This is a genomic window from Streptomyces sp. NPDC055400, from assembly GCF_053644375.1.
The window spans coordinates 564,643-587,307 of record NZ_JBSHLM010000004.1 but is presented as its reverse complement, the minus strand read 5'-3'; the positions used below and the strand labels follow the sequence as shown (position 1 = coordinate 587,307).

Genomic DNA, 22,665 nt, shown 5'->3' with positions numbered 1-22,665 from the left:
CCTTTCGGAGCTAGAACCCCAGCTTGCGCAGCTGCCTCGGGTCGCGCTGCCAGTCCTTCGCGACCTTTACATGCAGGTCCAGGAAGACGGGTGTTCCGAGGAGCGCTTCGATCTGCTTGCGGGACTTGATGCCGACGTCCTTGAGGCGCTTGCCCTTCGGGCCGATGATGATGCCCTTCTGGCTGGGGCGCTCGATGTAGACGAAGGCGTGGATGTCGAGCAGCGGCCGGTCCGCCGGGCGGTCCTCGCGCGGCAGCATCTCCTCGACGACGACGGCGATGGAGTGCGGCAGCTCGTCGCGCACACCCTCCAGCGCGGCCTCGCGGATCAGCTCCGCCACCATGACCTGCTCGGGCTCGTCCGTGAGGTCGCCCTCCGGGTAGAGCGCGGGGCCCTTGGGCAGCAGCGGGACGAGCAGGTCGGCGAGCAGGCCGACCTGCTGGTCGCCGACGGCCGAGACGGGCACGATCTCCGCCCACTCGAAGCCGAGCTCCTTGCCGAGCTGGTCGATGGCGATGAGCTGCTCGGCGAGCTGCTTGCTGTCGACCAGGTCGGTCTTGGTGACGATCGCGACCTTCGGCGTCTTCTTGATGGAGGCGAGCTCCTTGGCGATGAAGCGGTCGCCGGGGCCGAGCTTCTCGTTCGCGGGCAGGCAGAAGCCGATGACGTCGACCTCGGCCCACGTCGTGCGCACGACGTCGTTGAGCCGCTGGCCCAGCAGCGTGCGCGGCTTGTGCAGGCCCGGGGTGTCGACCAGGATCAGCTGGGCGTCGGGCCGGTGCACGATGCCGCGCACCGTGTGCCGCGTGGTCTGCGGCTGGTCCGCGGTGATCGCGACCTTCTTGCCGACCAGAGCATTCGTGAGGGTGGACTTGCCCGCGTTGGGGCGGCCGACGAAGCAGGCGAAGCCGGCCCGGTGGGACGCTTCCCCGGACGGCTCGGATGACTGGGTACGAACGCTCATGGCGCCCATTGTCCCTGATCCATCGCGCCCTGCCGCACCTGCGGGGCAAGCCGGTCCGCCGTGAGGCCCCGGAAACCCCCGCGCAACACGAAACACCGCGGAAACGCGGGGGTCAGCGAACGGAAACGCGCGGCGGTGAGGCTCGTCGTCCGCCCCCACGCCCGAGGAGACCTCCGTGCAGACCGAGAACGCGCCGCTGGCCGCCGCCGGCCTCGACACCGGCGACACCGCGTGGCTGCTGGCCGCGACCGCGCTCGTCCTCCTGATGACGCCGGGCCTGGCCCTCTTCTACGGCGGCATGGTCCGCACGAAGAGCGTCCTGAACATGCTGCTGATGTCGTTCGTGTCGATCGCGCTGGTCACCGTCGTCTGGCTGGTCGCCGGCTACTCGCTCGCGTTCGGCGACGACGCGTTCGCGGGCCTCATCGGCGATCTGGAGCACGCGGGCATGGCGGGCATCGGCCCGCACAGCCTGACCGGCACGGTCCCCACGTTCCTGTTCTCCACGTTCCAGCTCACCTTCGCGTTCCTGACGGCCGCGCTGATCAGCGGCGCGGTCGCGGACCGCACCAAGTTCGCGGCCTGGCTGGTGTTCGTACCGGTGTGGACGCTGCTCGTATACGTTCCCGTGGCGCACTGGGTGTGGGGTCCGGGCGGCTGGATCTCGCAGTCGCTCGGCGGGCTCGACTTCGCGGGCGGCCTCGTCGTGGAGATCGCCTCGGGCGCCTCCGGTCTGGCCCTGTGCCTGGTCCTTGGCCCGCGTCTCGGCTTCAAGAAGGAGGCGATGCGCCCGCACAACCTGCCGATGGTGATGACGGGTGCGGGTCTGCTCTGGTTCGGCTGGCTCGGCTTCAACGGCGGCTCGGCGCTCGCCGCGAACGGCCTGGCGGCCGCGTCCGTCCTCAACACGCTGATCGCGGGCTGCACCGGCCTGCTCGGCTGGCTCTTCGTGGAGCACAAGCGCGACGGTCACCCCACGACGTTCGGCGCGGCGTCCGGCGCGGTCGCCGGCCTGGTCGCGATCACCCCGGCGTGCGGCGTGGTCGGCGTGCTCGGCGCCTGCGTGGTGGGCCTTGCGGCGGGCGTCGTCTGCTCGTACGCCGTCGCGTGGAAGTTCCGCTTCGACTACGACGACTCGCTGGACGTCGTCGGAGTGCACTTCGTCGGCGGTGTCGTCGGCACCCTGCTGATCGGCCTGTTCGCGACGGCCACGATGACCGGCGGCAAGGAGGGCCTGTTCTACGGGGGCGGGTTCGGGCAGCTCGGCAGGCAGGCGGTCGCCGTGCTCACCGTCGCGGCGTACACGTTCCTGGTGACGTACGGAACCGGCAAGGCGATCGACCGGGCGATGGGCTTCCGGGCCTCCGCCGACGAGGAGCTGACGGGCCTCGACCAGACGGTGCACGCGGAGACCGCCTACGATCACGGCGTCCACGCCGGACACACCGCCCCGCACAGCGCCCACTCCGCCCCGCCGAAGGAGCCCTCCGCATGAAGCTCGTGACCGCGATCGTCAAGCCGTTCCGCCTGGACGAGGTGAAGACCGCGCTCCAGGAGCTCGGCGTGCAGGGTTTGACCGTCACGGAGGCCAGCGGGTACGGGCGCCAGCGCGGTCACACCGAGGTCTACCGCGGGGCCGAGTACCGGGTCGACCTCGTCCCCAAGGTCCGGATCGAGGTCGTCATCGAGGACGCGGACCTCGACCCGGTCATCGACGCGATCGTGCGCGCGGCGCAGACCGGGAAGATCGGTGACGGCAAGGTGTGGGCGGTCCCGGTGGAGACCGTCGTGCGCGTACGGACGGGAGAGCGGGGGCCGGACGCGGTGTAGGCAACTCCGGGGCTCCGCCCCGGAGTCCGGCTCCTCGAACGCCGGACGGGATGTCTCAGCCCGCGGCCACGGCCCCGCGCACCACTCCATCGGGCCCCGCGAGGAACACCGGCGTACCCGCGCCCCCCAGATCCCGTACCGCCGCCAGATCCTCCCCGTCGACCTCCGAACCGCCGGAGACAACGGCGGCGGCCTCCAGCGACTGCGCCCCCGACGCCACGGCCATCGCGACAGCGGTACGCAGGGCGGAAAGCTTCAGGGAGTCCAGCGAGACGGTCCCCGCCACATACGTACGCCCCGTCTCGTCCCGCACGGCGGCCCCCTCGGGCACACCGTTGCGGGCCCGGGCGCTGCGGGCCAGCGTGACGATCTTGCGGTCCTCGGCGGTGAGGTCGTTGCTCTCAGTCATGGGGTGAGCATAGGGAACGCCGTCACGCTCACCCGGCAACGGGGTACACGGCCCCACGCAGCGGTACGCGCTGCCGTCGTCAGCCGCGGTCGAGCTTGAGGCGCTCGGCCCTCGGCAGGCCGGCGACCACGAGGTCGTACGAGTCCTCCACGAGCTCCCGGACCATCCTGTCCGGGAGTCCGGCGACGGTCACGGTGTTCCAGTGCCGCTTGTTCATGTGCCAGCCGGGGACGATCGCCTCGTGGTCGGCGCGCAGGCGCACCGCGTCCTCAGGGTCGCACTTGAGGTTGACGGTGAGGGGCCGCGCGTCCAGGTTCGTCAGGGCGAAGAGCTTGCCCAGGACCTTGAAGACGGACGTGTCGGGGTTGAACGGGAACTCCTCGACGGCCGCGTTGAACGACAGACACAAGGCGCGCAGCTCCTGCGGCGTCACGACATCACTTCCCCTCTTCGCCCACCGGCTCCACGAGCACGGTCACGATCTTGTTGCGCCGGCCCGCGGCGGACTCCGCGGTGAGCCGCAGCTCGCGCCCGTCGGGCAGTCCGACGACGGACGAGGCCTCCGCGATCGGCACCCGGCCGAGCGCCTTGGCGAGGAGCCCGCCGACGGTCTCCACGTCCTCGTCGTCGTACTCCTCGATGCCGTAGAGCTCGCCGAGGTCGCCGATGTCGAGGCGGGCGGTCACCCGGAAGCGTTCGTCGCCGAGGTCCTGCACGGGCGGGAGTTCACGGTCGTACTCGTCGGTGATCTCGCCGACGATCTCCTCGAGGATGTCCTCGATGGTGACGATGCCCGCGGTGCCGCCGTACTCGTCGATCACGACGGCCACGTGGTTGCGCAGCTGCTGCATCTCGCGGAGCAGGTCGCCCGCGTTCTTCGTGTCGGGCACGAAAGTGGCGGGCCGCATCGCGGTCGAGACGAGCTCGCTCTCGGCGTCCCGGCTGATGTGCGTCTTGCGGGCGAGGTCCTTGAGATACACGATGCCGACGACGTCGTCCTCGCTCTCGCCGGTGACCGGGATGCGGGAGAACCCGGACCGCAGGGCCAGCGTGAGCGCCTGCCGGATCGTCTTGTACCGCTCGATGGCGACCAAGTCGGTGCGGGGGACCATGACTTCGCGGACCAGGGTGTCGCCCAGCTCGAAGACGGAGTGCACCATGCGGCGCTCCTCGTCCTCGATGAGGGACTCCTTCTCGGCGAGGTCGACCATGGCGCGCAGCTCGGCCTCGGAGGCGAAGGGCCCGCGCCGGAACCCCTTGCCGGGGGTCAGGGCGTTGCCGATGAGGATGAGCAGCGGCGGGATGGGCCCCATGATCCGGGCCAGCGGCAGCAGCACGTACGCGGCGGCCGTGGCCGTGTTCAGCGGGTGCTGCCGTCCGATGGTCCGGGGCGAGACGCCCACCGCCACGTACGAGACGAGGACCATCACGCCCATGGCGACGGCCAGCGCCTCCCAGGTCTCGTTGAACTCCTGGAGGCAGGCGTACGTGACCAGGGACGCGGCGGCCATCTCGCAGGCGACCCTGACCAGCAGCGCCACGTTCAGATAGCGGGTCGGGTCGGCCGCCACCTGGGCGAGCCGGTCGCTGCCGCGCCGCCCGGACCGGACGGCCTCCTCGGCGCGGAAGCTGGAGGTGCGGGCGATGCCGGCCTCGGCGCAGGCCGCCAGCCAGGCGACCACGACGAGGGCGACGGCTCCCGCGACGAGCGAAAGACTCATGACACGGTGGGCGCGGGGGACGGACCGGTCAGGCCCTTGTCACCCCGCCACCCGTCCACGATGGCCGCCTGAAGCCCGAACATCTCGGCCTTCTCGTCGGGCTCCTCGTGGTCGTAACCGAGCAGGTGCAGCACCCCGTGCACGGTGAGCAGCTGGAGCTCCTCGTCCATGGAGTGCTGCGTGTCGGCGTCCTCGCCCTGCTTCTTCGCGACCTCCGGGCACAGCACGATGTCGCCGAGCAGACCCTGCGGGGGCTCCTCGTCGTCCTTCGACGGCGGCCGCAGCTCGTCCATCGGGAACGACATGACATCCGTGGGCCCCGGCAGGTCCATCCACTGCACGTGCAACTGCTCCATGGCGTCGGCGTCCACGACGATCACCGACAGCTCGGAGAGCGGGTGGATGCGCATCCGCGCGAGCGCGTAGCGGGCGATGTCGAGGATCGCCTGCTCGTCGACCTCGGTTCCGGACTCGTTGTTGACGTCGATCGACATGCGGTGCTTGCTACTTCCCTCTGCCGCGGCCCTGGTGCGAGCCGTTCTCGGTGCCGTTCTGGCTGTCGTACTTCTCGTACGCGTCGACGATACGGCCGACCAGCTTGTGCCGGACGACATCCTGGGACGTGAGCCGCGAGAAGTGGACGTCGTCGAGGCCCTCCAGGATGTCCTGGACCTGCCGCAGCCCGCTCTTCGTCCCGCTCGGCAGGTCGACCTGCGTCACGTCACCCGTGACCACGATCTTCGAGTCGAACCCGAGCCGGGTGAGGAACATCTTCATCTGCTCGGCGCTCGTGTTCTGCGCCTCGTCCAGGATGATGAAGGCGTCGTTCAGCGTGCGGCCCCGCATGTAGGCCAGCGGCGCCACCTCGATCGTGCCCGCGGCCATCAGGCGGGGGATGGAGTCCGGGTCGAGCATGTCGTGCAGCGCGTCGTACAGGGGGCGCAGATAGGGGTCGATCTTCTCGTAGAGCGTGCCCGGCAGGAATCCGAGCCGCTCCCCCGCCTCCACGGCGGGCCGCGTCAGGATGATGCGGTTGACCTGCTTGGACTGCAGGGCCTGCACGGCCTTGGCCATCGCGAGATAGGTCTTGCCCGTACCGGCGGGGCCGATCCCGAAGACGACGGTGTGCTTGTCGATGGCGTCGACGTAGCGCTTCTGGTTGAGGGTCTTGGGACGGATGGTCCGGCCCCGCGACGAGAGAATGTTCTGAGTGAGAACCTCGGCCGGGGTCTCCTGGCCGTCCCCCTCCCCGTTCTCGCTCGCCTTGAGCATGGCGATCGAGCGTTCCACTGCGTCCTCCGTCATCGGCTGTCCGGTGCGGAGCACCAGCATCATCTCGTCGAACACGCGCTGGATGAGGACGACTTCCGTCGCGTCGCCCACAGCGCTGATCTCATTGCCCCGGACATGAATGTCGGCCGCCGGGAAGGCCTTCTCGATCACGCGAAGGAGCGCGTCGCCGGATCCGAGGACGGTCACCATGGGATGGTTCGCCGGGACCGTGAAATGCGCTCGCGCCTGAGCGGTGGGTGTCTGAGTCATGGGCCGGCACTGAAGGCCTGCTCATCCTCCTCGTGCGGGGGCTCGCTCCCGCGTCGACAGCCTTGCACTGCCCAGGGTACGACGGTGCACCGACAACGCCGTAGGCCTTTTCCACGGGCCCGGGGCATCTCGCTAGACGCCCCGCCCGAAGCCGATCGTCGGCACCGCCCGTCGCAGGGGCCACGGCCGGCTCACCTCGGGCAGCAGCGCCTCCAGGAAGGCGTACCGGCGCAGGGCCGCGGGCTCCTGGTCGTCGTAGGCCTGCACATGGCGCCACCAGGCCGCTATTTCCGACCAGCCGGGCGCGGACAGCGAGCCGCCGAACTCCTGCACGGACAGGGCGGCGGTCAGTCCGGCGAAGGCGAGCCGGTCGGCCAGCGGCCAGCCCGCGAGCGTCCCGGTCACGAACCCGGCGACGAAGACGTCCCCGGCGCCGGTGGGGTCGAGGGCGGCGACTTCGATGGCGGGCACGGAGGCGGTCTCCCCGCTGCCGGCGTCCACGGCGTAGGCGCCCTCGGCCCCCAGGGTGACCACGGCGAGCGGCACGTATTCGGCCAGGGCGTGCGCGGCGGCCCGGGGGCTGGACGTACGGGTGTAGCGCATCGCCTCCTCGGCGTTCGGCAGGAAGGCCTCGCAGCGCGACAGATCGTCGAGGGAGCTCAGGTCCCAGCGGCCCGTGTCGTCCCAGCCGACGTCACCGAAGATCCGCGTCCCGCGGCCCGCGGCCGTGGCGATCCAGGGCTCGCCAAGGCCGGGGGCCAGTGAGGCGACGGCGGCGCGTGCCTGCGGGGGGCACTCGGGGGCGGGCTCCCCGGGCGGCGGCTCGTGACCGTGGCTGACCATGGTCCGCTCGCCCTCGTAGGCCATGGAGACGGTGACGGGCGAGTGCCAGCCGGCGACGGTCCGCGACGACGTCAGGTCGATGCCCTCGCCCTGCTCCAGGCTGTCCCAGCAGTACTCGCCGTAGTGGTCGTCCCCGAAGGCGGCGGCCAGCGACGTCCGCAGCCCGAGCCGCGCCAGGGCGGTGGCCATGTTGGCGACTCCGCCGGGGCTGGACCCCATGCCGCGCGCCCAGGACTCGGTTCCCCGCACGGGGGCGCTGTCCAGGCCCGTGAAGATGATGTCGAGGAAGACGGTCCCCGTCAGATAGACGTCGCAGGGCGGATCGTCGGGGGTGCGCAGCCGGGCGAGCGGATCCACATGCGCCGGGTCGTTGGAGTTCAAGGTGGGCTCCCCAGAGTCGTGAGGGTCCGCACAGTGTGCCTGATACCCCACGGGCAACGCGCGTAGCACGGCCTGCGGAACGGGAGTCGGCGCCCCCGGAGCGGGGTCGCTGTCGCTGCCTGTTTCCCCGAAAAGGCGACCTCGTTTACCCCCACTCCTACCCCCCAAACAGAACGTGGTCCAGATCACACCGGCCCAGCTGTTTTCACCCTCCCCGCGCTTGATACAAATTGGCCGCGCCCCCTCGTATCGCGAGCCCCGGCACACCCCCCAATCCCCTTGCCTGTTCAGGCATCCCCGCAATTCCGCATGCCCTGATCCCCGTACACCGCCACGCTTTGGAACGCCCGTGTCCCGCCGCACTCCCCGGCCCCTTGTCGCCCTCTTCACGGCCGGTTATCTGGCCCCGTATCTGCTGCCCACCGTGGTGGGCCGCCTCGGCGACAGCCTCCATCTCCCCCCGGCGCAGGCGGGCCTCATCGGCAGTGCGCTGCTGATGAGTTCGGCCGCGGCGGGCTTCACGTTCGCCGGCCGGGTGGACCGCACCGGCCCCCGCACCCTCGCCAGAGCGGGCCTGCTGCTCGCGGCGCTCGGATACGGCACGGCCGCGGCGACGTCCTTCGTACCGCTGGTGGTCATCGGCGCGATGGCCGGCGGCTTCGGCTCGGGCACGGCGACGACGGTCGCCGCGACGGGAATCGCCGGGCAGCGCGACCCGCACCGGGCGTCGACGCTGGGCCTGCTCAGCGTCTCGGCGCTGGCGGGTGCGCTGTATCTGACGATGCCGCATCTGGGTACGGGTCATGCGCTCCCGTTCGCGGCGATCGCGCTGACGGCGCTGGCGACGTGGCCGGCGACCTCCGGTCTGGAGAGCGGCACCGACCGACTCCCTGCCTCCGCCGGGCAGCACGGGCCCGCAAGCCCTCTCCCCTTCCGCCGCTCGGGCCTGGTCCTCGCCGCCGCGATGCTCTGCTGGTCGATGGCGCAGAACTCCCTGTGGGGCGTCAGCAGCCGCATCGGCACGGACCAGGCGGGCCTGACGGAGATCACCGTCGGCGCGGTCTTCGCGGTGGCGCTCGGCACGGCGCTCGTGGGCGTGCTCGGCGCGGGAGCGCTCGGGTCCCGGCTCGGCCGCGCCGCCCCGATCGGCGCGGGCACGGCCCTGATCGCGGGTTGCATCGTGGTGAGCGCCCGCGCGGACGACCTCGCGTCGTTCGCGACCGGTGAGATCGCGTGGAACACGCTGTACCCGGTGGTCCTGTCGTATCTGATCGGCCTGGCCGCGTCCCTGGACCCGCGCGGCCGCTGGGCGGTCCTCGTCGGCTCGGCGGCGTCGCTCGGCACGGCCTGCGGGCCGCTCACCGGCAGCGTCCTGTCGCAGACGGCGGGCTATCCGGCGATGGGCACGACGCTCGCCGTGGCGCTGCTCGTCCTGGCGATGCCGCTCACGGCGGTGGCGCTGCACACGAGTGGCAGCCCGCTGCTGCGGCCCGGCACGGTCCGCAGGAGGGGCGGCGCCCCCGCCGCTCTGGTGGCCGGCGTGACGGGCGCCCCGGCGGGCGCGGTCCCGCAGATGGGCGCGGCCGAGCAGCCGGTCGTGGAGATCACGGTGAGCACGCCCCAACCGGCCCCGACGCAGGAGGAGTTCTCCACGGCGGGACCGCGGGGCGGTCCGGCGGCGCTCGGTCAGTCGTCGAACGCGAACGCGTCGACCTCGGCGAGGTAGCGCGAGCGCAGCTCCTCGTCGTCGTCGAGGAACGACGCGACGAACGAGTTGCGGGCGAGCTCGCGCAGCCGCTCGTGGTCGAGCGCGAGCGCCTCGTGGACCGCGTGGAAGGTGTCTGCGACGTACCCGCCGAAGTAGGACGGGTCGTCGGAGTTCACCGTGCAGAGCAGACCGGCGTCCATCATCCGCGGCAACGGGTGGTCTTCGAGTGCGTCGACCGCGCGCAGCCGCACGTTCGACAGCGGGCACAGCGTCAGGGGCACCCGGTCCCGCACGAGCCGTTCGACGAGCGCCGGGTCCTCGACGCAGCGGAGCCCGTGGTCGATGCGCTCGACGCCGAGCACGTCGAGCGCCTCCCATACGTACGAGGGGTCGCCCTCCTCGCCCGCGTGGGCGACCTTGCGCAGCCCGAGCGCGCCCGCCGCCTCGTACACCTCGCGGAACTTGGAGGCGGGGTTGCCGACCTCGGCGGAGTCGAGGCCGACGCCGACGATCCGGTCGAGGTAGGGCTTCGCGGACTCCAGGGTCCGCATCGCGGACTCGGCGGACCGGTCGCGCAGGAAGCACATGATGAGCCGGGTGGAGACGCCGTGGCGCTCCACGCTCTTCGACAGGGCGGCGCTCAGGCCCTCGACGACGGTCCCGATCGGCACGCCGCGGGCGGTGTGGGCCTGCGGGTCGAAGAAGATCTCGGCGTGCCGCACGCCCTGCGCGGCGGCGCGCGCGAGGTAGGCGTCGGCGAGCTGCTCGAAGTCCTCCTCGGTGCGCAGGACGGCCATCAGGCCGTAGTACAGGTCGAGGAAGGACTGCAGGTCTTCGAAGAGGTAGGCCTTGCGGAGGGCCTCGGTGTCGGCGAACGGCAGGTCGACGCCGTTGCGGGCCGCGAGCTCGAAGGCGAGCTCGGGTTCGAGGGTGCCTTCGATGTGCAGGTGGAGTTCGGCTTTGGGGAGCGAAGCGAGGGGCATCAGAGCATGGTACGCCCGGGATTAGACACGTTTGGGCACCTGTACGCGGTCGAGGTCCCGTGCGACGGTGAGCTCTCCGGTGAAGCCGGCGGCGCGGGCCTGGCGCTCGAACTCCTCGGGGTCGGAGTAGCGCTGGCTGAAGTGGGTGAGCACGAGGTGCCGCACCCCGCCCTCAGCCGCGACGCGCGCGGCCTGCCCGGCGGTCAAGTGGCCGTGGTCCGAGGCCAGTCGGTGGTCCCCGTCGAGGAACGTCGACTCGATGACGAGCATGTCGCACCCGTCGGCGAGCTCGTTCACCCCGTCGCAGAGCCGGGTGTCCATGACGAACGCGAACCGCTGCCCGCGCCGCACCTCGCTCACGTCGTCGAGAGTGACGCCGCGCAGGGACCCTTCGCGCTGGAGGAGCCCCACGTCGGGCCCCCGGATGCCGCGCTCGGCGAGAAGCTCGGGCAGCATGCGGCGCCCGTCGGGCTCCACGAGGCGGTAGCCGTAGGACTCGACGGGGTGGGACAGGCGCCGCGCCTCCAGCGTGTACGACGGCGTCTCGGCGAGCACGCCGCCCTCGCCTGACACCGGCTGCTCGGCGAGCGCGACGCTCTCGCGGTACGCGGTGGCGTACCGCAGCCGGTCGAAGAAGCGCTGCCCGGAGCGCGGGTAGTGCGCCGTGACGGGATGCGGCACCCGGTCCAGGTTGATGCGCTGGATGACCCCGGCGAGGCCGAGGGAGTGGTCGCCGTGGAAGTGGGTGACGCACAGCCGGTCGAGGTCGTGCGCGGCGACGCCGGCGCGGAGCATCTGACGCTGCGTGCCCTCGCCGGGATCGAAGAGGATGCCCTCCCCGTCCCAGCGCAGCAGGTAGCCGTTGTGGTTGCGGTGCCTTGTGGGCACCTGGCTCGCGGTGCCGAGCACCACCAATTCCCGTACGGACACGGTGCGTTACCCGGCGCCCGCTAGCCCGGGGGCCACTGGAGGCCGCGGCCCCCGAGGACGTGGGCGTGGGCGTGGAAGACGGTCTGGCCCGCGCCGCCGCCGGTGTTGAACACGACGCGGTAGCTGTCGAGCTTCTCCTCGGCGGCGACCTCGCCCGCCTCGCGCAGCACGTCGGCGGCGATCTGCGGCTCGGCGGCGGCCAGCGCTGCGACGTCGTGGTGGTGGACGCGCGGGATGACGAGGACGTGGGTCGGCGCCTGCGGGTTGATGTCCCGGAAGGCGACGGTGGTCTCGGTCTCCCGTACCAGCGTGGCCGGGACCTCCCCCGCGACGATCTTGCAGAACAGGCAGTCGGCCTGCGGCTCTCCGGCCACGATCACGTCTCCTCACACCGTCCGGTCACTACGCCGGGAATGCTATCCGTCCCGCCGCCACCCGCAATGCCCGCCTCCTGCGACAGGCCTCACTCCCGTACGCGCGGTTCCCGGAGTCCGGGTGCCGTGCGCGCCGGGTTCTCGGCGAGCGCCGCGAGCGCGATGCGCACGGCCTCGTCGAGCTGCGGGTCCCGCCCGGCCGCGTGGTCCTGCGGGGCGGCGACCACTTCGACGTCGGGGTCGACGCCGTGGTTCTCGAGCCCCCACTCGTATCCGTCCAGCCAGGTCGCGTACTTCGGCTGGGTCACCAGCGTCCCGTCGACGAGCCGGTAGCGGCTGTCGATGCCGATGACGCCGCCCCAGGTGCGTACGCCGACCACGGGGCCGATCCCGAGCGCCTTGATCGCCGCGTTGACGATGTCGCCGTCGGAGCCGGAGAACTCGTTGGCGACGGCCACCACGGGGCCGCGGGACGCGTCCCTCGGGTAGCTGTAGGGGCGGGAGCCGCGCGGCAGGGCCCAGCCGACGACCCGGCGGGCCAGCTTCTCCACGACGAGCTGCGAGGTGTGGCCGCCTCGGTTCTCGCGCACGTCGACGATGAGCCCGTCGCGCGCGACCTCGACGCGCAGATCGCGGTGGATCTGAGCCCAGCCCGGGGCCTGCATGTCGGGCACGTGGAGATAGCCGAGACGGCCGCCCGACTGCTCGTGGACGTGGGCGCGCCGGCCGGCGACCCACGCGTGGTAGCGCAGGGGCTCCTCGTCGGCGACGGGGACGACGACCGCGTGGCGCTGGTCGCCGCCGCCGGCCGGTGAGACGGTCAGCTCGACGGGCTTGCCTGCCGTGCCCACGAGAAGCGGTCCCGGACCGGTGACGGGGTCCACGGGGCGTCCGGCCACCGCGACGATCGCGTCACCCGCGCGGACGGCGACCCCGGGCGCGGCGAGCGGCGCGTGGGCGCGCGGGTCGGACGTCTCGGTGGGCAGGACGCGGTCGATGCGCCAACTGCCGTCGTCGTGACGGGAGATGTCCGCGCCGAGAAGGCCCTGGCGCCGGTCACCGCCGCTCCAGCCGCCGCCCGGCGTGACGTAGGCGTGCGAGGTGCCGAGTTCGCCCTGGACCTCCCACAGGAGGTCGACGAGGTCGTCGTGGGTGGCGACCCGGTCGAGGACGGGCCGGTAGCGCTCCAGGACGCCGTCCCAGTCGACGCCGTCCATGTCCGCGCGCCAGAAGTTGTCCCGCATGAGGCGGCCCGCCTCGTCGTACATCTGCCGCCACTCGGCGACGGGGTCGACGTCCTGGCGGACCCGGCTCAGTTCGACGGTGATGTTGGTGTCGCTGTCGTCGTCGGAGGAGGCGCGCCGGTCGCTGGGTACGACCTTGAGCTTGCCGTCGGTCCACAGCAGGACGCGCTTGCCGTCGCCGCTGACGGCCAGGTGGTCGGCGTCGGAGGCGAGGTGTTCGATGCGCTGCTGGGCGAGGTCGTAGCGTTCGAGTTCGCTCTTGGGGTCGGGGTCGTCGGGGGTGGCCCGGGACGCGCCGAGCACGCCCTGGACCGGATGCCGCAGCCACAGGACGCCGTCCTTCGCGGCGCGCAGGGTCGTGTAGCGGGCGGCCTCGACGGGGAATGCGACGATGCGGTCGGCGAGCCCTTCGAGGTCGATACGGGTGGTGGGGGTGCCCTCGCTGTCGGGGGTCTCGGCGGCGGGGCTGTCCGGGGTGTCGAAGGGCCGGCCGTGGCGCTGGGGGCCGAACGGGGACGGCGTCGCCGCGGCGAGGGTGATCAGGTGCGGCCGCGAGCCCCCGACGAACGCGAGGTCGAAGACGTGCTCGTCGTAGACCGGGTCGAAGGAGCGCGCGGAGAGGAACGCGAGGTGTTTGCCGTCGAGGGTGAACGCGGGCGCGTAGTCCCTGAACCGCAGCGGTGTCGCCTCCGTCACCGACAGGTCGGCGGTGTTGGCGAGCTTGAGGTGGCGCAGGGGCGAGGGTCCGGGGTGCGACCAGGCGAGCCACGCCGAGTCCGGCGAGAAGACGAGGCCGGTCACGTCGCCGTCCTCGCTGCGGTCGACCTCTCTGACCTCGCCGCTCTCCCGCTCGACGAGCAGCACACGCCCGTCGTGCGAGGCGACGGCGGCCCGGCTGCCGTCGGGTGCCATCGCGAGGTTCAGTACGCGGCCGAGCTGCCCGGCGGCGAGCCTGCGCGCGGTGGCGCCGGGCGCGATGCCGGTGGCGGGCGCGAACTCCAGGGCGTCGTCGCCCTCGGCGTCCGTCACCCACACCACGTGTTCCTCGCCCTCGACGCGGAAGGTGCGCGGCAGGCGGGCCCGTACGCCTTGTTCGGCGGCCAGCGCGCGGGCCGGCCCCGAGCGGTGGGTGACCCAATGGACGGCGCCGCGCACGCAGACGGCGCTGCCGCGCGCGGTGTGGTCGGGTGTCGCGTCGCCGAACCAGCGGGCGGCGCTCACGGGGTGGGGCTGGAGGTCGACGCGCTGCCCGCCGAGGCGGATGCCGAGGCGGCGCGGCACGGCGTCCTCCGCGCCGTCGAGGGCATCCACGATCCACAGCTCACCGGCCGAGGAGTACACGACGCGCGTGCCGTCGCTCGCCGCGTGGCGGGCGTAGAAGCCGCCGAGCGGGGTGTGCCGGCGCAGTGAACTGCCGTCCGCGAGGGACGAGTACAAGGCGCCGACGCCTTCGTGGTCGGACAGGAAGGCCACCCTTCCCCGAGCTCTCGGCTCCGCTCGAGCAGGGGAGGCCCCAATGCCGACCCACATCGGGTACTCGATGTTCCCGTCGAGCTCCTCGTGGAGGCGGACGAACTCGCCGTCGCCCGCCCGGTCGATCCACAGCTTCCCGGCGGTGCCGCCCCGGTAGCGCTTCCACCAGGCGGCCTCGCGGCCCATCGGCGCGGAGAGCAGGACGACCTGCCCGCCCGGCCCGGTCACGACGTCGCCCACGGGCCCGTACGGCAGTGTGGTGGCGGGTCCGCCGTCCAGGGGGACGGCCCTCGCCCAGCTGCGGCGCAGGGACGCCTGGCCCTGGGTGCTGAGCGCGAGGACCCGCCCGTCGGGAGTCCAGCCGCGCACCGTTGTCCTCGAACTGCCCCAGTGCGTCAGGCGTTTGGAGGGTCCGCCGTCGACCGGGGCGATGTGCACCTCGGGGGCGCCGTCGCGGGTGGACGTCCAGGCGACGGTGGTGCCGTCGGGCGAGATCCGGGGATGGCTGACGGGGACGTTGTCGGCGCTGACGCGCCAGGCGCGCCCGCCGTCCAGAGGAGCGACCCAGACGTCGTCCTCGGCGGTGAAGGCGGCCAACTCGCCGTGCAGATGCGGGAACCGGAGATATCCAGAGTGCGCTGTCCGTGTCACCCGATCACCCTAGGCACGCGCGCACGGCCAGGTCAGGAGGTTCGGTCACTTGCCCCGGACCGCTGCGCGACGCCACCGCCGGCGAGGGGGTCAGCCGCGCATCAGCAGCCACTCCTGGAGCTCCACGATGTTGTCCTCGGGGTCCTTGAGGTGGGCGACCCGCATCCGGTCGGTCATCGGCGCGGGCCCGTGGAGGATCTCGGCGCCGCGCGCGACGATCTGCTCGCAGTACTCGTCCAGGTCGTCGACCCGCAGCACGACGAGGGACCGGTGCCCGTCCGGGGCGTCAATCAGATCGCCGATGACCTGCGCCATCAGCGCCCGGTCCTCGAGCGCGATGCCCGCGGAGCCCGTCGTGGGGCTGAACTTCTCGTACGGGCCGTCCTGCGCGCCCGACTGCGGCTTGAGGCCGAGCACGTCCGCGTAGAAGTGGTAACAGGCACGGAAGTCGGTGACGAGGAGTCTGACCTGGGCGAGTTCCACGCGTTCCCCTCGGGGGTTGATCAGGACCAGCGGCCGGTGCGGCCGAGGAGCAGCGCCGTCGCGGCGGTCCCCGCGGTCGACGTACGCAGAACGCTACGCCCGAGCCGGTACGGGCGCGCGCCCGCCTCGGCGAACGCGGCGAGTTCGTCGGGCGAGACGCCGCCTTCCGGGCCGACCACGAGGACGATGTCCCCGGCCGTGGGCAGCTCCGCCGTGGCGAGGGCGCCGCTGTCGCAGTCGCGGTCCTCGTGCAGGACGGCCGCGAAGTCCGCCCCGGCGAGCAGTGCCGCGACCTGCCTGGTCGACGCGGCGTCCGCGACGTCCGGGAAGCGCACCCGGCGGGACTGCTTGCCCGCCTCGCGCGCGGTGGCCCGCCACTTGCCGAGCGCCTTGGCGCCGCGGTCGCCCTTCCACTGCGTGATGCAGCGGGCGGCCTGCCACGGCACGATCGCGTCGACGCCGGTCTCCGTCATGGTCTCGACGGCGAGCTCGCCCCGGTCGCCCTTGGGCAGGGCCTGGACGACGGTGATCCTGGGTGTCTGCGCGGGCTCCTCCTGGGCGGGGCCCGCCGTGACGACGAGCCGGTCCTTGCCCTCGGCGGCCTCCACGACCGCCTCGGTCCAGCGCCCGCGACCGTCGGTCAGGACGACGTCCTCACCGGCGCGCAGCCGCTTCACGGACACCGCGTGCCGTCCCTCGGCCCCGTCGAGCACGAACGTTTTGGCGGACGGCACCTCGTCGACGACGAACACCGGCGCCGTCATGCGGCACCCCGCGTGCCCAACGCGTCCTTCGCCTCGGCGAGTTCCGCCGCGAGCACCTCGACGAGCTGGCCGGCGGGCAGCTCACGGGCGAGCCGGTGGCCCTGCCCGGCCCACAGCGCCATCCCCTGCGGGTCCCCGGCCTTGGCGGCGGCCTTGCGCAGCGTCGACGTCATGTGGTGGATCTGGGGGTAGGCGGCGGGCGCGTACGGGCCGTGCTCGCGCATGAACCGGTTCACGAGGCCGCGCGCGGGGCGGCCCGAGAAGGCCCGGGTCAGCCCGGTCCGCACGAACAGCGGGTTCGTCATGGCCTGCTTGTGCAGGACGTTGGCGCCGGACTCGGGGCAGACCAGGAAGGCCGTGCCGAACTGTCCGGCGTCGGCGCCCGCGGCGAGCACGGCGGCGAGCTGTCCGCCGCGCATGAGTCCGCCGGTGGCGATGATCGGGATCTGTACGGCCTCGCGGACCTGGGCGATCAGCGCGATGAGTCCGATGCCGGATCCGTCGGCCTCCGGGTTGTCCCGGTGGGTGCCCTGGTGGCCGCCCGCCTCGATGCCCTGGACACACAGCGCGTCGGCACCGGCCCGCTGGGCGGCCTGCGCCTCCTCCGCGGTGGTCACGGTGACGGCGGTGAGGGTGCCGACGCGGGCGAGGGAGTCGAGGACGTCGCGGCCCGGGCAGCCGAAGGTGAAGGTGACGACCGGTACCGGGTCGTCGAGGAGGATCGCGAGCTTCGCGTCGAAGCCGTCGTCGAGGCCGCAGTCCGGGTCCCCGAGCTTCGTCTCGTACCAGGCGGCCTCACCGGCGAGCTGGCTGGCGTAGACGGCGACGGCCGCGGGGTCCGCGTACTCGGACTGCGGCATGAAGAGATTGACGCCGAACGGCTGGTTGGTCAGCCCCCGTACCTGCTTGATCTCCTGGTACATCCCGTCGGCGGTCTTGTACCCGGCGGCGAGGAATCCGAGCCCGCCGGCCTCCGACACGGCGGCGGCGAGCTGCGGACAGGAGGCACCGCCCGCCATGGGTGCCTGCACGATCGGATAGTGACAGAGATCGGTCAGCGTGGGGGACATGACCGCATCGTGCCACGTCCCCCGCATCGGACCGAATCGGCCATCACGCGTGGCATGTGCCACGCGTGATGCGGGGGACGTGGTCCCTGCTTCTTGTGTACGCCGGGCTCGGTCAGCGCCCGTTGAACGCGTCCTTCAACCGCGAGAACAGCCCCTGCTGCCCGGGCTGGAACTGCCCCGTGGGCCGCTCCTCGCCGCGCAGCTTCGACAGCTCACGCAGTACCCGCTCCTGCTCCGGGTCCAGCTTGGTCGGCGTCAGGACCTCGACGTGCACGATGAGGTCACCGCGGCCGCCGCCGCGCAGGTGCGTGATGCCGCGCCCGTGCAGCGGGACCGACTGGCCGGACTGCGTGCCCGGCCGGATGTCGATCTCCTCCAGGCCGTCGAGCGTCTCCAGCGGCACCTTGGTGCCGAGCGCCGCGGCCGTCATCGGGATGGTGACGGTGCAGTGCAGATCGTCGCCGCGCCGCTGGAAGACAGGGTGCGCCAGCTCGTGGATCTCGACGTACAGGTCACCGGCGGGGCCGCCGCCGGGGCCGACCTCGCCCTCGCCCGCGAGCTGGATCCGCGTGCCGTTGTCGACGCCGGCCGGGATCTTCACCGTGAGCGTGCGCCGCGAGCGGATGCGGCCGTCACCGGCGCACTCCGGGCACGGCGTCGGCACGACGGTGCCGAAGCCCTGGCACTGCGGGCACGGCCGCGACGTCATGACCTGGCCGAGGAAGGACCGCGTGACCTGGGACACCTCGCCGCGACCGCGGCACATGTCACAGGTCTGCGCGGACGTACCCGGCGCGGCACCCTCGCCGCTGCAGGTCGTACAGACGATGGCCGTGTCGACCTGAATGTCCTTGGTGGTCCCGAAGGCGGCCTCGTCCAGCTCGATCTCGAGCCGGATCATGGCGTCCTGGCCGCGGCGTGTACGCGACCGGGGACCACGCTGGGACGCCGTTCCGAAGAACGCGTCCATGATGTCGGAGAAGTTCCCGAAGCCACCGGCGCCGAAGCCGCCGGCCCCGCCTCCGCCCGCCTGCGAGAGGGGGTCGCCGCCGAGGTCGTAGACCTGCTTCTTCTGCGGGTCCGACAACACCTCGTAGGCGGCGTTGATCTCCTTGAACCGCTCCTGTGTCTTCGGGTCCGGATTCACGTCCGGGTGAAGCTCACGGGCCAGCCTGCGGAAGGCCTTCTTGATCTCGTCCTGGGAGGCGTCGCGGCGCACGCCGAGTACGGCGTAGTAGTCCGTGGCCACTTACGACTCCGCCAGGATCTGTCCGACGTAACGTGCCACTGCGCGTACTGCTCCCATCGTTCCCGGGTAATCCATGCGGGTCGGTCCGACCACGCCGAGTTTGGCGACTGCCTCGCTGCCCGAACCGTAGCCGACCGAGACCACGGAGGTGGAGCTGAGTCCCTCATGGGCGTTCTCGTGACCGATCCGTACGGCCATGCCCGAATCGTTAACCTCACCAAGGAGCTTGAGGAGCACGACCTGCTCCTCGAGGGCCTCGAGGACGGGCCGGATGGTGAGGGGAAAGTCATGTCCGAAGCGGGTGAGATTGGCGGTGCCGCCGATCATCAGACGCTCCTCGGTCTCCTCGACGAGCGTCTCCAGGAGAGTGGAGAGCACCGTCGCGACCGTGCCGCGGTCCTCCGCGTCGAAGGACTCCGGCAGGTCCTGCACCAGCTGCGGGACGTCCGCGAAGCGGCGTCCCGCGACCCGGCTGTTGAGCCGGGCCCGCAGATCGGCGAGAGAGGTCTCGCCGAACGGCGCCGGGCAGTCGATCATCCGCTGCTCGACGCGGCCCGTGTCCGTGATCAGTACGAGCATCAGACGGGCGGCGGCGAGCGAGAGCAGCTCCACATGGCGCACGGTGGACCGCGTCAGGGACGGGTACTGCACCACGGCGACCTGCCGTGTCAGCTGCGCGAGCAGCCGCACGGTCCGGCCGACGACGTCGTCGAGGTCGACGGCGCCGTCGAGGAAGTTCTGGATGGCGCGGCGCTCGGGCCCCGTCATCGGCTTGACCGCCGTCAGCTTGTCCACGAACAGGCGGTACCCCTTGTCGGTGGGGATCCGCCCGGCGCTCGTGTGGGGCTGGGCGATGAAGCCCTCCTCCTCGAGCGCCGCCATGTCGTTGCGCACCGTCGCCGGTGAGACGCCGAGGCTGTGCCGCTCGGTGAGCGCCTTGGAGCCGACCGGCTCCTCGGTCCCCACGTAGTCCTGGACGATGGCGCGCAGCACTTCGAGCCTGCGTTCGCTGAGCATTCGCGCACACCTCCAGCTGTGTCGTCCGCGGCTGGCACTCGGTGCGGCCGAGTGCCAATGGTCTCCGGGTCAGTGTACGGCCGGTGGGTACGGGCCCGGCAAGGGCGCTAGCGTCGGACCCATGGACGACCTGGACTGGAATGAGGTGGGCTGGGAGGAGCTGTCCGCCCGGGCGGGGCGGATCCGGCTGCCGGGCTGGGACTGCACGACGGGCCTTGTGGTGGGCGACGGGGCGGCGTTGCTGATCGACACGGGTTCATCACTTCGTGAGGGTTCGGCGCTGCGGGCGGACACCCGGCGCCTCATCGGCCCGCACGCGCGCGTGACGCATATCGCGCTGACGCACCCCCATTTCGACCATGTTCTGGGCACGGCGGCGTTCGCCGGTGTCGAGGTGTACGGCGCCGCGGGCATCGACACGGTGTTCACGCGGGGCCGCGACGAACTGCGGGCGTCCGCGGTCGCGCACGGCGTGCCGCACGAGGAGGCGGCCGACGCGGTGGACGTGCTCGTCGTGCCGCACCACCGGGTGTGCGGGGAGTGGACGCTCGATCTGGGCGGCGGGCTCCAGGTGCTGCTCGCGAACGTGGGCCCGGCGCACAGCGGGCACGACCTGGCGGTCCTGGTGCCGGGCACGCCCGAGGTCGTCTTCTGCGGTGACCTGGTCGAGGAGTCGGGCGAGCCGCAGGCGGGCCGTGACGCGGTGCCGTCCCGCTGGCCGGCCGCTCTGGGCCGGCTGCTGGAACTGGGCGGTGAAGACGCCGTGTACGTTCCCGGGCACGGAGCCGCGGTGAATGCGGAGTTTGTCCGGGCGCAGCGTGCCGCGCTGGCGGCGCGTTTCGGCGTGTCGTAACCGCACGGCAGTTCGTACTCCTATCGTCTGCACCATGCTCCCACCCGTCTCCCGCCACCGCCCTTCCAACGAGGGCCCTTCGGGCCCGCGGCACCGTCCGTACTCCCCCGACTTCACCCCGCCGTGGAAGAAGCAGCAGGCCGCGCCCGAAGTGGCGGCGGACGTGGATCTCGTGGTCGAGGAGGTCACGACCGGGTTCTGCGGGGCGGTCGTCCGCTGCGAGAAGACGGCCCAGGGCCCGACGGTGACCCTGGAGGACCGCTTCGGCAAGCATCGGGTGTTCCCCATGGACCCGCGCGGCTTCCTGCTCGAAGGCCGGGTCGTCACCCTCGTGCGCCCCGTGGCCGCGGCGCCCGTACGTCCCGCGCGCACGGCCTCCGGGTCGGTCGCCGTCCCCGGGGCGCGGGCGCGGGTCGCGCGGGCCGGGCGCATCTATGTGGAGGGCCGGCACGACGCGGAGCTGGTGGAGCGGGTCTGGGGCGACGACCTGCGCATCGAGGGCGTGGTCGTGGAGTACCTGGAGGGCGTCGACGACCTGCCCGCGATCGTCGCCGCATTCGCTCCCGGGCCGGACGCGCGGCTCGGCGTCCTCGTCGACCATCTGGTGCCCGGCTCGAAGGAGTCACGGATCGCGGCGCAGGTCACCGGCGAGCACGCGCTGGTCGTCGGCCACCCCTACATCGACGTGTGGGAGGCCGTGAAGCCGTCGGCCGTGGGCATCCGGGCGTGGCCCCGGGTGCCGCGCGGCCAGGACTGGAAGACGGGCGTGTGCCGGGCGCTCGGCTGGCCGGAGAACACCGGCGCGGCCTGGCAGCACATCCTGTCGCGGGTACACAGCTACCGCGACCTGGAGCCCGAACTCCTGGGCAGGGTCGAGGAGTTGATCGACTTCGTGACGCTGCCCTGACGGCTGCGCGGGCTCAGTCGACGAGGTCGCGGACGACCGCGTCGGCGAGGAGCCGGCCGCGCAGGGTGAGGACGGCGCGGCCGGACTCGTACGGGGCCGCTTCGAGCAGGCCGTCGGACAGGGCCCGGCCCGCGGCGGCGCGGCCCGCGGGCTTCAGGAGCGACAACGGGCAGCCCTCCAGGAGGCGCAGCTCCAGCAGAATGCGCTCGACGCGCCGGTCCTCGTCCGAGAGGAGCTCGCGGCCGGCGCCGGGCGAACGTCCCTCGGCGAGGCGCCCGGCGTAGGCGCCCGGGTGCTTCACGTTCCACCAGCGCACCCCGCCGACGTGGCTGTGCGCGCCGGGGCCCGCGCCCCACCAGTCGGCGCCGCGCCAGTACAGCTCGTTGTGCAGGCAGCGCCCGGCGTCGGTGGTGGCCCAGTTCGACACCTCGTACCAGTCGAAGCCCGCACCGCCGAGGACCTCGTCCGCGATCAGGTAGCGGTCCGCGTGGACGTCGTCGTCCGTCATCGGGACCTCGCCGCGGCGGATGCGCCGGGCGAGCTGGGTGCCCTCCTCGACGATCAGCGCGTACGCCGACACATGGTCGGGTCCGGCGCCGATGGCCGCCTCCAGGGAGGCCCGCCAGTCGTCGTCGCTCTCGCCGGGGGTGCCGTAGATCAGGTCGAGGTTGACGTGGTCGAAGCCCGCGGCGCGCGCCTCGGCGACGCAGGCCTCGGGGCGGCCGGGGGTGTGGGTGCGGTCGAGGATCTTCAGGACGTGCTGCCTGGCGCTCTGCATGCCGAAGGAGATGCGATTGAAGCCGCCCTCGCGGAGGGTCTCCAGGTAGGCGGGGCCGACGGACTCGGGGTTGGCCTCCGTCGTCACCTCGGCGTCGGGCGCGAGTCCGAACTCGTCACGGATCGCCCCGAGCATGCGCACGAGGTCGTCGGCCGCGAGGAGCGTCGGGGTCCCGCCGCCGACGAAGACGGTCCGCACCTGGCGCGGGTCGTCGCCGAGGACCTTGCGGGCGAGACGGACCTCGTCGACGAGGGTGTCCGCGTAGTTGTCGCGCGAGGCGAGCACACCGCCGGAGCCGCGCAGCTCGGTCGCGGTGTACGTGTTGAAGTCGCAGTAGCCGCAGCGCGTGGCGCAGTACGGGACATGCAGATAGAACCCGAGGGGCCGCTCCGCCGCCCCGGCCAGGGCGGAGGCGGGCAACGCGCCGTCGTCGGGGACGGGCTCACCGTCGGGAAGTGCGGAAGGCATGGACCTATTGTCCCGCAGTCGCG

Annotated in this window: 22 protein-coding genes; 5 read left to right on the top strand and 17 right to left on the bottom strand. The window is 72.2% G+C overall.

From position 1 onward, the window contains the following. Nucleotides 1-10: 10 nt before the first annotated feature. Complete coding sequence (gene era / locus ACWIGU_RS13915) at nucleotides 11-973, bottom strand: GTPase Era (RefSeq protein ID WP_454400480.1); 963 nt, start codon at nucleotides 971-973, stop codon at nucleotides 11-13. 166 nt (nucleotides 974-1,139) lie between these two features. Between era and ACWIGU_RS13910 the strand changes: the two genes are divergently transcribed. Beyond that, entirely contained in the window at nucleotides 1,140-2,459 is a 1,320-nt protein-coding gene (locus ACWIGU_RS13910) for an ammonium transporter (protein ID WP_454400478.1), read from the top strand. Further along, on the top strand, nucleotides 2,456-2,794 hold the full coding sequence (locus tag ACWIGU_RS13905; RefSeq protein WP_454400476.1) for a P-II family nitrogen regulator: 339 nt from the start codon (nucleotides 2,456-2,458) through the stop codon (nucleotides 2,792-2,794). The genes ACWIGU_RS13910 and ACWIGU_RS13905 overlap by 4 nt, the downstream gene beginning before the upstream one ends. A 55-nt stretch (nucleotides 2,795-2,849) precedes the next feature. Here the strand turns inward: ACWIGU_RS13905 and ACWIGU_RS13900 are convergent, their stop codons facing one another. The 6 genes from ACWIGU_RS13900 to ACWIGU_RS13875 all read right to left on the bottom strand — a co-directional run bounded on the left by ACWIGU_RS13900 (nucleotide 2,850) and on the right by ACWIGU_RS13875 (nucleotide 7,690). Then, complete coding sequence (locus ACWIGU_RS13900; protein ID WP_356278559.1) at nucleotides 2,850-3,203, bottom strand: cytidine deaminase; 354 nt, start codon at nucleotides 3,201-3,203, stop codon at nucleotides 2,850-2,852. Between the two features lie 79 nt (nucleotides 3,204-3,282). Then, nucleotides 3,283-3,636, bottom strand: a complete 354-nt coding sequence (locus ACWIGU_RS13895; protein ID WP_454400474.1) for an MmcQ/YjbR family DNA-binding protein — start codon at nucleotides 3,634-3,636, stop codon at nucleotides 3,283-3,285. Nucleotides 3,637-3,640: 4 nt separating this feature from the next. After that, nucleotides 3,641-4,924, bottom strand: coding sequence for a hemolysin family protein (locus ACWIGU_RS13890; RefSeq protein ID WP_454400472.1), 1,284 nt, complete (start codon nucleotides 4,922-4,924; stop codon nucleotides 3,641-3,643). Beyond that, nucleotides 4,921-5,418 carry an rRNA maturation RNase YbeY gene (ybeY, locus tag ACWIGU_RS13885; protein WP_100594262.1) on the bottom strand — a complete coding sequence of 166 codons (498 nt, stop codon included), beginning with the start codon at nucleotides 5,416-5,418 and terminating at the stop codon, nucleotides 4,921-4,923. Before ybeY ends, ACWIGU_RS13890 begins: the two co-directional genes overlap by 4 nt. Before the next feature lie 10 nt (nucleotides 5,419-5,428). Beyond that, nucleotides 5,429-6,466 (bottom strand): PhoH family protein, encoded by a 1,038-nt coding sequence (locus ACWIGU_RS13880; protein ID WP_454400470.1) that lies wholly within the window; start codon nucleotides 6,464-6,466, stop codon nucleotides 5,429-5,431. 132 nt (nucleotides 6,467-6,598) lie between these two features. Further along, nucleotides 6,599-7,690 carry a carbohydrate kinase family protein gene (locus tag ACWIGU_RS13875; RefSeq protein WP_454400468.1) on the bottom strand — a complete coding sequence of 364 codons (1,092 nt, stop codon included), beginning with the start codon at nucleotides 7,688-7,690 and terminating at the stop codon, nucleotides 6,599-6,601. Nucleotides 7,691-8,039: 349 nt separating this feature from the next. On the opposite strand from ACWIGU_RS13875, the gene ACWIGU_RS13870 reads away from it, so the two are divergent. After that, nucleotides 8,040-9,416, top strand: coding sequence for an MFS transporter (locus tag ACWIGU_RS13870; RefSeq protein WP_454400467.1), 1,377 nt, complete (start codon nucleotides 8,040-8,042; stop codon nucleotides 9,414-9,416). Here the strand turns inward: ACWIGU_RS13870 and ACWIGU_RS13865 are convergent. The 9 genes from ACWIGU_RS13865 to hrcA form a co-directional block, all read right to left on the bottom strand. Further along, complete coding sequence (locus tag ACWIGU_RS13865) at nucleotides 9,377-10,381, bottom strand: adenosine deaminase (RefSeq protein ID WP_454400465.1); 1,005 nt, start codon at nucleotides 10,379-10,381, stop codon at nucleotides 9,377-9,379. The two genes, ACWIGU_RS13870 and ACWIGU_RS13865, sit on opposite strands and share 40 nt — an antisense overlap. Before the next feature lie 21 nt (nucleotides 10,382-10,402). Beyond that, nucleotides 10,403-11,311 (bottom strand): ribonuclease Z, encoded by a 909-nt coding sequence (locus ACWIGU_RS13860; RefSeq protein ID WP_454400463.1) that lies wholly within the window; start codon nucleotides 11,309-11,311, stop codon nucleotides 10,403-10,405. A gap of 20 nt (nucleotides 11,312-11,331) precedes the next feature. Beyond that, on the bottom strand, nucleotides 11,332-11,685 hold the full coding sequence (locus ACWIGU_RS13855; RefSeq protein WP_356278584.1) for a histidine triad nucleotide-binding protein: 354 nt from the start codon (nucleotides 11,683-11,685) through the stop codon (nucleotides 11,332-11,334). Nucleotides 11,686-11,774: 89 nt separating this feature from the next. After that, nucleotides 11,775-15,053 carry a S41 family peptidase gene (locus ACWIGU_RS13850; protein ID WP_454400461.1) on the bottom strand — a complete coding sequence of 1,093 codons (3,279 nt, stop codon included), beginning with the start codon at nucleotides 15,051-15,053 and terminating at the stop codon, nucleotides 11,775-11,777. A gap of 90 nt (nucleotides 15,054-15,143) precedes the next feature. Further along, entirely contained in the window at nucleotides 15,144-15,536 is a 393-nt protein-coding gene (locus ACWIGU_RS13845; RefSeq protein WP_454400460.1) for a VOC family protein, read from the bottom strand. A 20-nt stretch (nucleotides 15,537-15,556) separates the two neighbouring features. Beyond that, nucleotides 15,557-16,300, bottom strand: a complete 744-nt coding sequence (locus tag ACWIGU_RS13840; RefSeq protein WP_454400458.1) for a 16S rRNA (uracil(1498)-N(3))-methyltransferase — start codon at nucleotides 16,298-16,300, stop codon at nucleotides 15,557-15,559. Next, nucleotides 16,297-17,370 carry a nitronate monooxygenase gene (locus tag ACWIGU_RS13835; protein WP_454400457.1) on the bottom strand — a complete coding sequence of 358 codons (1,074 nt, stop codon included), beginning with the start codon at nucleotides 17,368-17,370 and terminating at the stop codon, nucleotides 16,297-16,299. The genes ACWIGU_RS13840 and ACWIGU_RS13835 overlap by 4 nt, the downstream gene beginning before the upstream one ends. Nucleotides 17,371-17,482: 112 nt before the next feature. Beyond that, nucleotides 17,483-18,619 carry a molecular chaperone DnaJ gene (dnaJ, locus tag ACWIGU_RS13830; protein WP_100594253.1) on the bottom strand — a complete coding sequence of 379 codons (1,137 nt, stop codon included), beginning with the start codon at nucleotides 18,617-18,619 and terminating at the stop codon, nucleotides 17,483-17,485. Continuing rightward, complete coding sequence (hrcA, locus tag ACWIGU_RS13825) at nucleotides 18,620-19,636, bottom strand: heat-inducible transcriptional repressor HrcA (protein WP_266564353.1); 1,017 nt, start codon at nucleotides 19,634-19,636, stop codon at nucleotides 18,620-18,622. A gap of 121 nt (nucleotides 19,637-19,757) precedes the next feature. On the opposite strand from hrcA, the gene ACWIGU_RS13820 reads away from it, so the two are divergent. Both ACWIGU_RS13820 and ACWIGU_RS13815 read left to right on the top strand, forming a co-directional pair. Next, complete coding sequence (locus ACWIGU_RS13820; RefSeq protein ID WP_454400455.1) at nucleotides 19,758-20,489, top strand: MBL fold metallo-hydrolase; 732 nt, start codon at nucleotides 19,758-19,760, stop codon at nucleotides 20,487-20,489. Between the two features lie 34 nt (nucleotides 20,490-20,523). Then, nucleotides 20,524-21,396 (top strand): DUF3097 domain-containing protein, encoded by an 873-nt coding sequence (locus ACWIGU_RS13815; protein WP_454400453.1) that lies wholly within the window; start codon nucleotides 20,524-20,526, stop codon nucleotides 21,394-21,396. Between the two features lie 13 nt (nucleotides 21,397-21,409). Here ACWIGU_RS13815 and hemW read toward each other — a convergent pair whose 3' ends face one another. Then, a complete protein-coding gene (gene hemW / locus ACWIGU_RS13810; protein WP_453775392.1) occupies nucleotides 21,410-22,642 on the bottom strand; it encodes a radical SAM family heme chaperone HemW in 1,233 nt (410 codons plus the stop codon). Nucleotides 22,643-22,665 lie beyond the last annotated feature (23 nt).

What these genes read in the sequence shown, in the direction of transcription:
- ACWIGU_RS13835 (WP_454400457.1), bottom strand. Translation starts at nt 17,370, where the DNA reads ATGTCCCCCACGCTGACCGATCTCTGTCACTATCCGATCGTGCAGGCA.
- hrcA (WP_266564353.1), bottom strand. Translation starts at nt 19,636, where the DNA reads ATGCTCAGCGAACGCAGGCTCGAAGTGCTGCGCGCCATCGTCCAGGAC.
- ACWIGU_RS13820 (WP_454400455.1), top strand. Translation starts at nt 19,758, where the DNA reads ATGGACGACCTGGACTGGAATGAGGTGGGCTGGGAGGAGCTGTCCGCC.
- ACWIGU_RS13890 (WP_454400472.1), bottom strand. Translation starts at nt 4,924, where the DNA reads ATGAGTCTTTCGCTCGTCGCGGGAGCCGTCGCCCTCGTCGTGGTCGCC.
- ACWIGU_RS13815 (WP_454400453.1), top strand. Translation starts at nt 20,524, where the DNA reads ATGCTCCCACCCGTCTCCCGCCACCGCCCTTCCAACGAGGGCCCTTCG.
- era (WP_454400480.1), bottom strand. Translation starts at nt 973, where the DNA reads ATGGGCGCCATGAGCGTTCGTACCCAGTCATCCGAGCCGTCCGGGGAA.
- ACWIGU_RS13840 (WP_454400458.1), bottom strand. Translation starts at nt 16,300, where the DNA reads ATGACGGCGCCGGTGTTCGTCGTCGACGAGGTGCCGTCCGCCAAAACG.
- ACWIGU_RS13880 (WP_454400470.1), bottom strand. Translation starts at nt 6,466, where the DNA reads ATGACTCAGACACCCACCGCTCAGGCGCGAGCGCATTTCACGGTCCCG.
- ACWIGU_RS13900 (WP_356278559.1), bottom strand. Translation starts at nt 3,203, where the DNA reads ATGACTGAGAGCAACGACCTCACCGCCGAGGACCGCAAGATCGTCACG.
- ACWIGU_RS13865 (WP_454400465.1), bottom strand. Translation starts at nt 10,381, where the DNA reads ATGCCCCTCGCTTCGCTCCCCAAAGCCGAACTCCACCTGCACATCGAA.
- ACWIGU_RS13905 (WP_454400476.1), top strand. Translation starts at nt 2,456, where the DNA reads ATGAAGCTCGTGACCGCGATCGTCAAGCCGTTCCGCCTGGACGAGGTG.
- ybeY (WP_100594262.1), bottom strand. Translation starts at nt 5,418, where the DNA reads ATGTCGATCGACGTCAACAACGAGTCCGGAACCGAGGTCGACGAGCAG.
- hemW (WP_453775392.1), bottom strand. Translation starts at nt 22,642, where the DNA reads ATGCCTTCCGCACTTCCCGACGGTGAGCCCGTCCCCGACGACGGCGCG.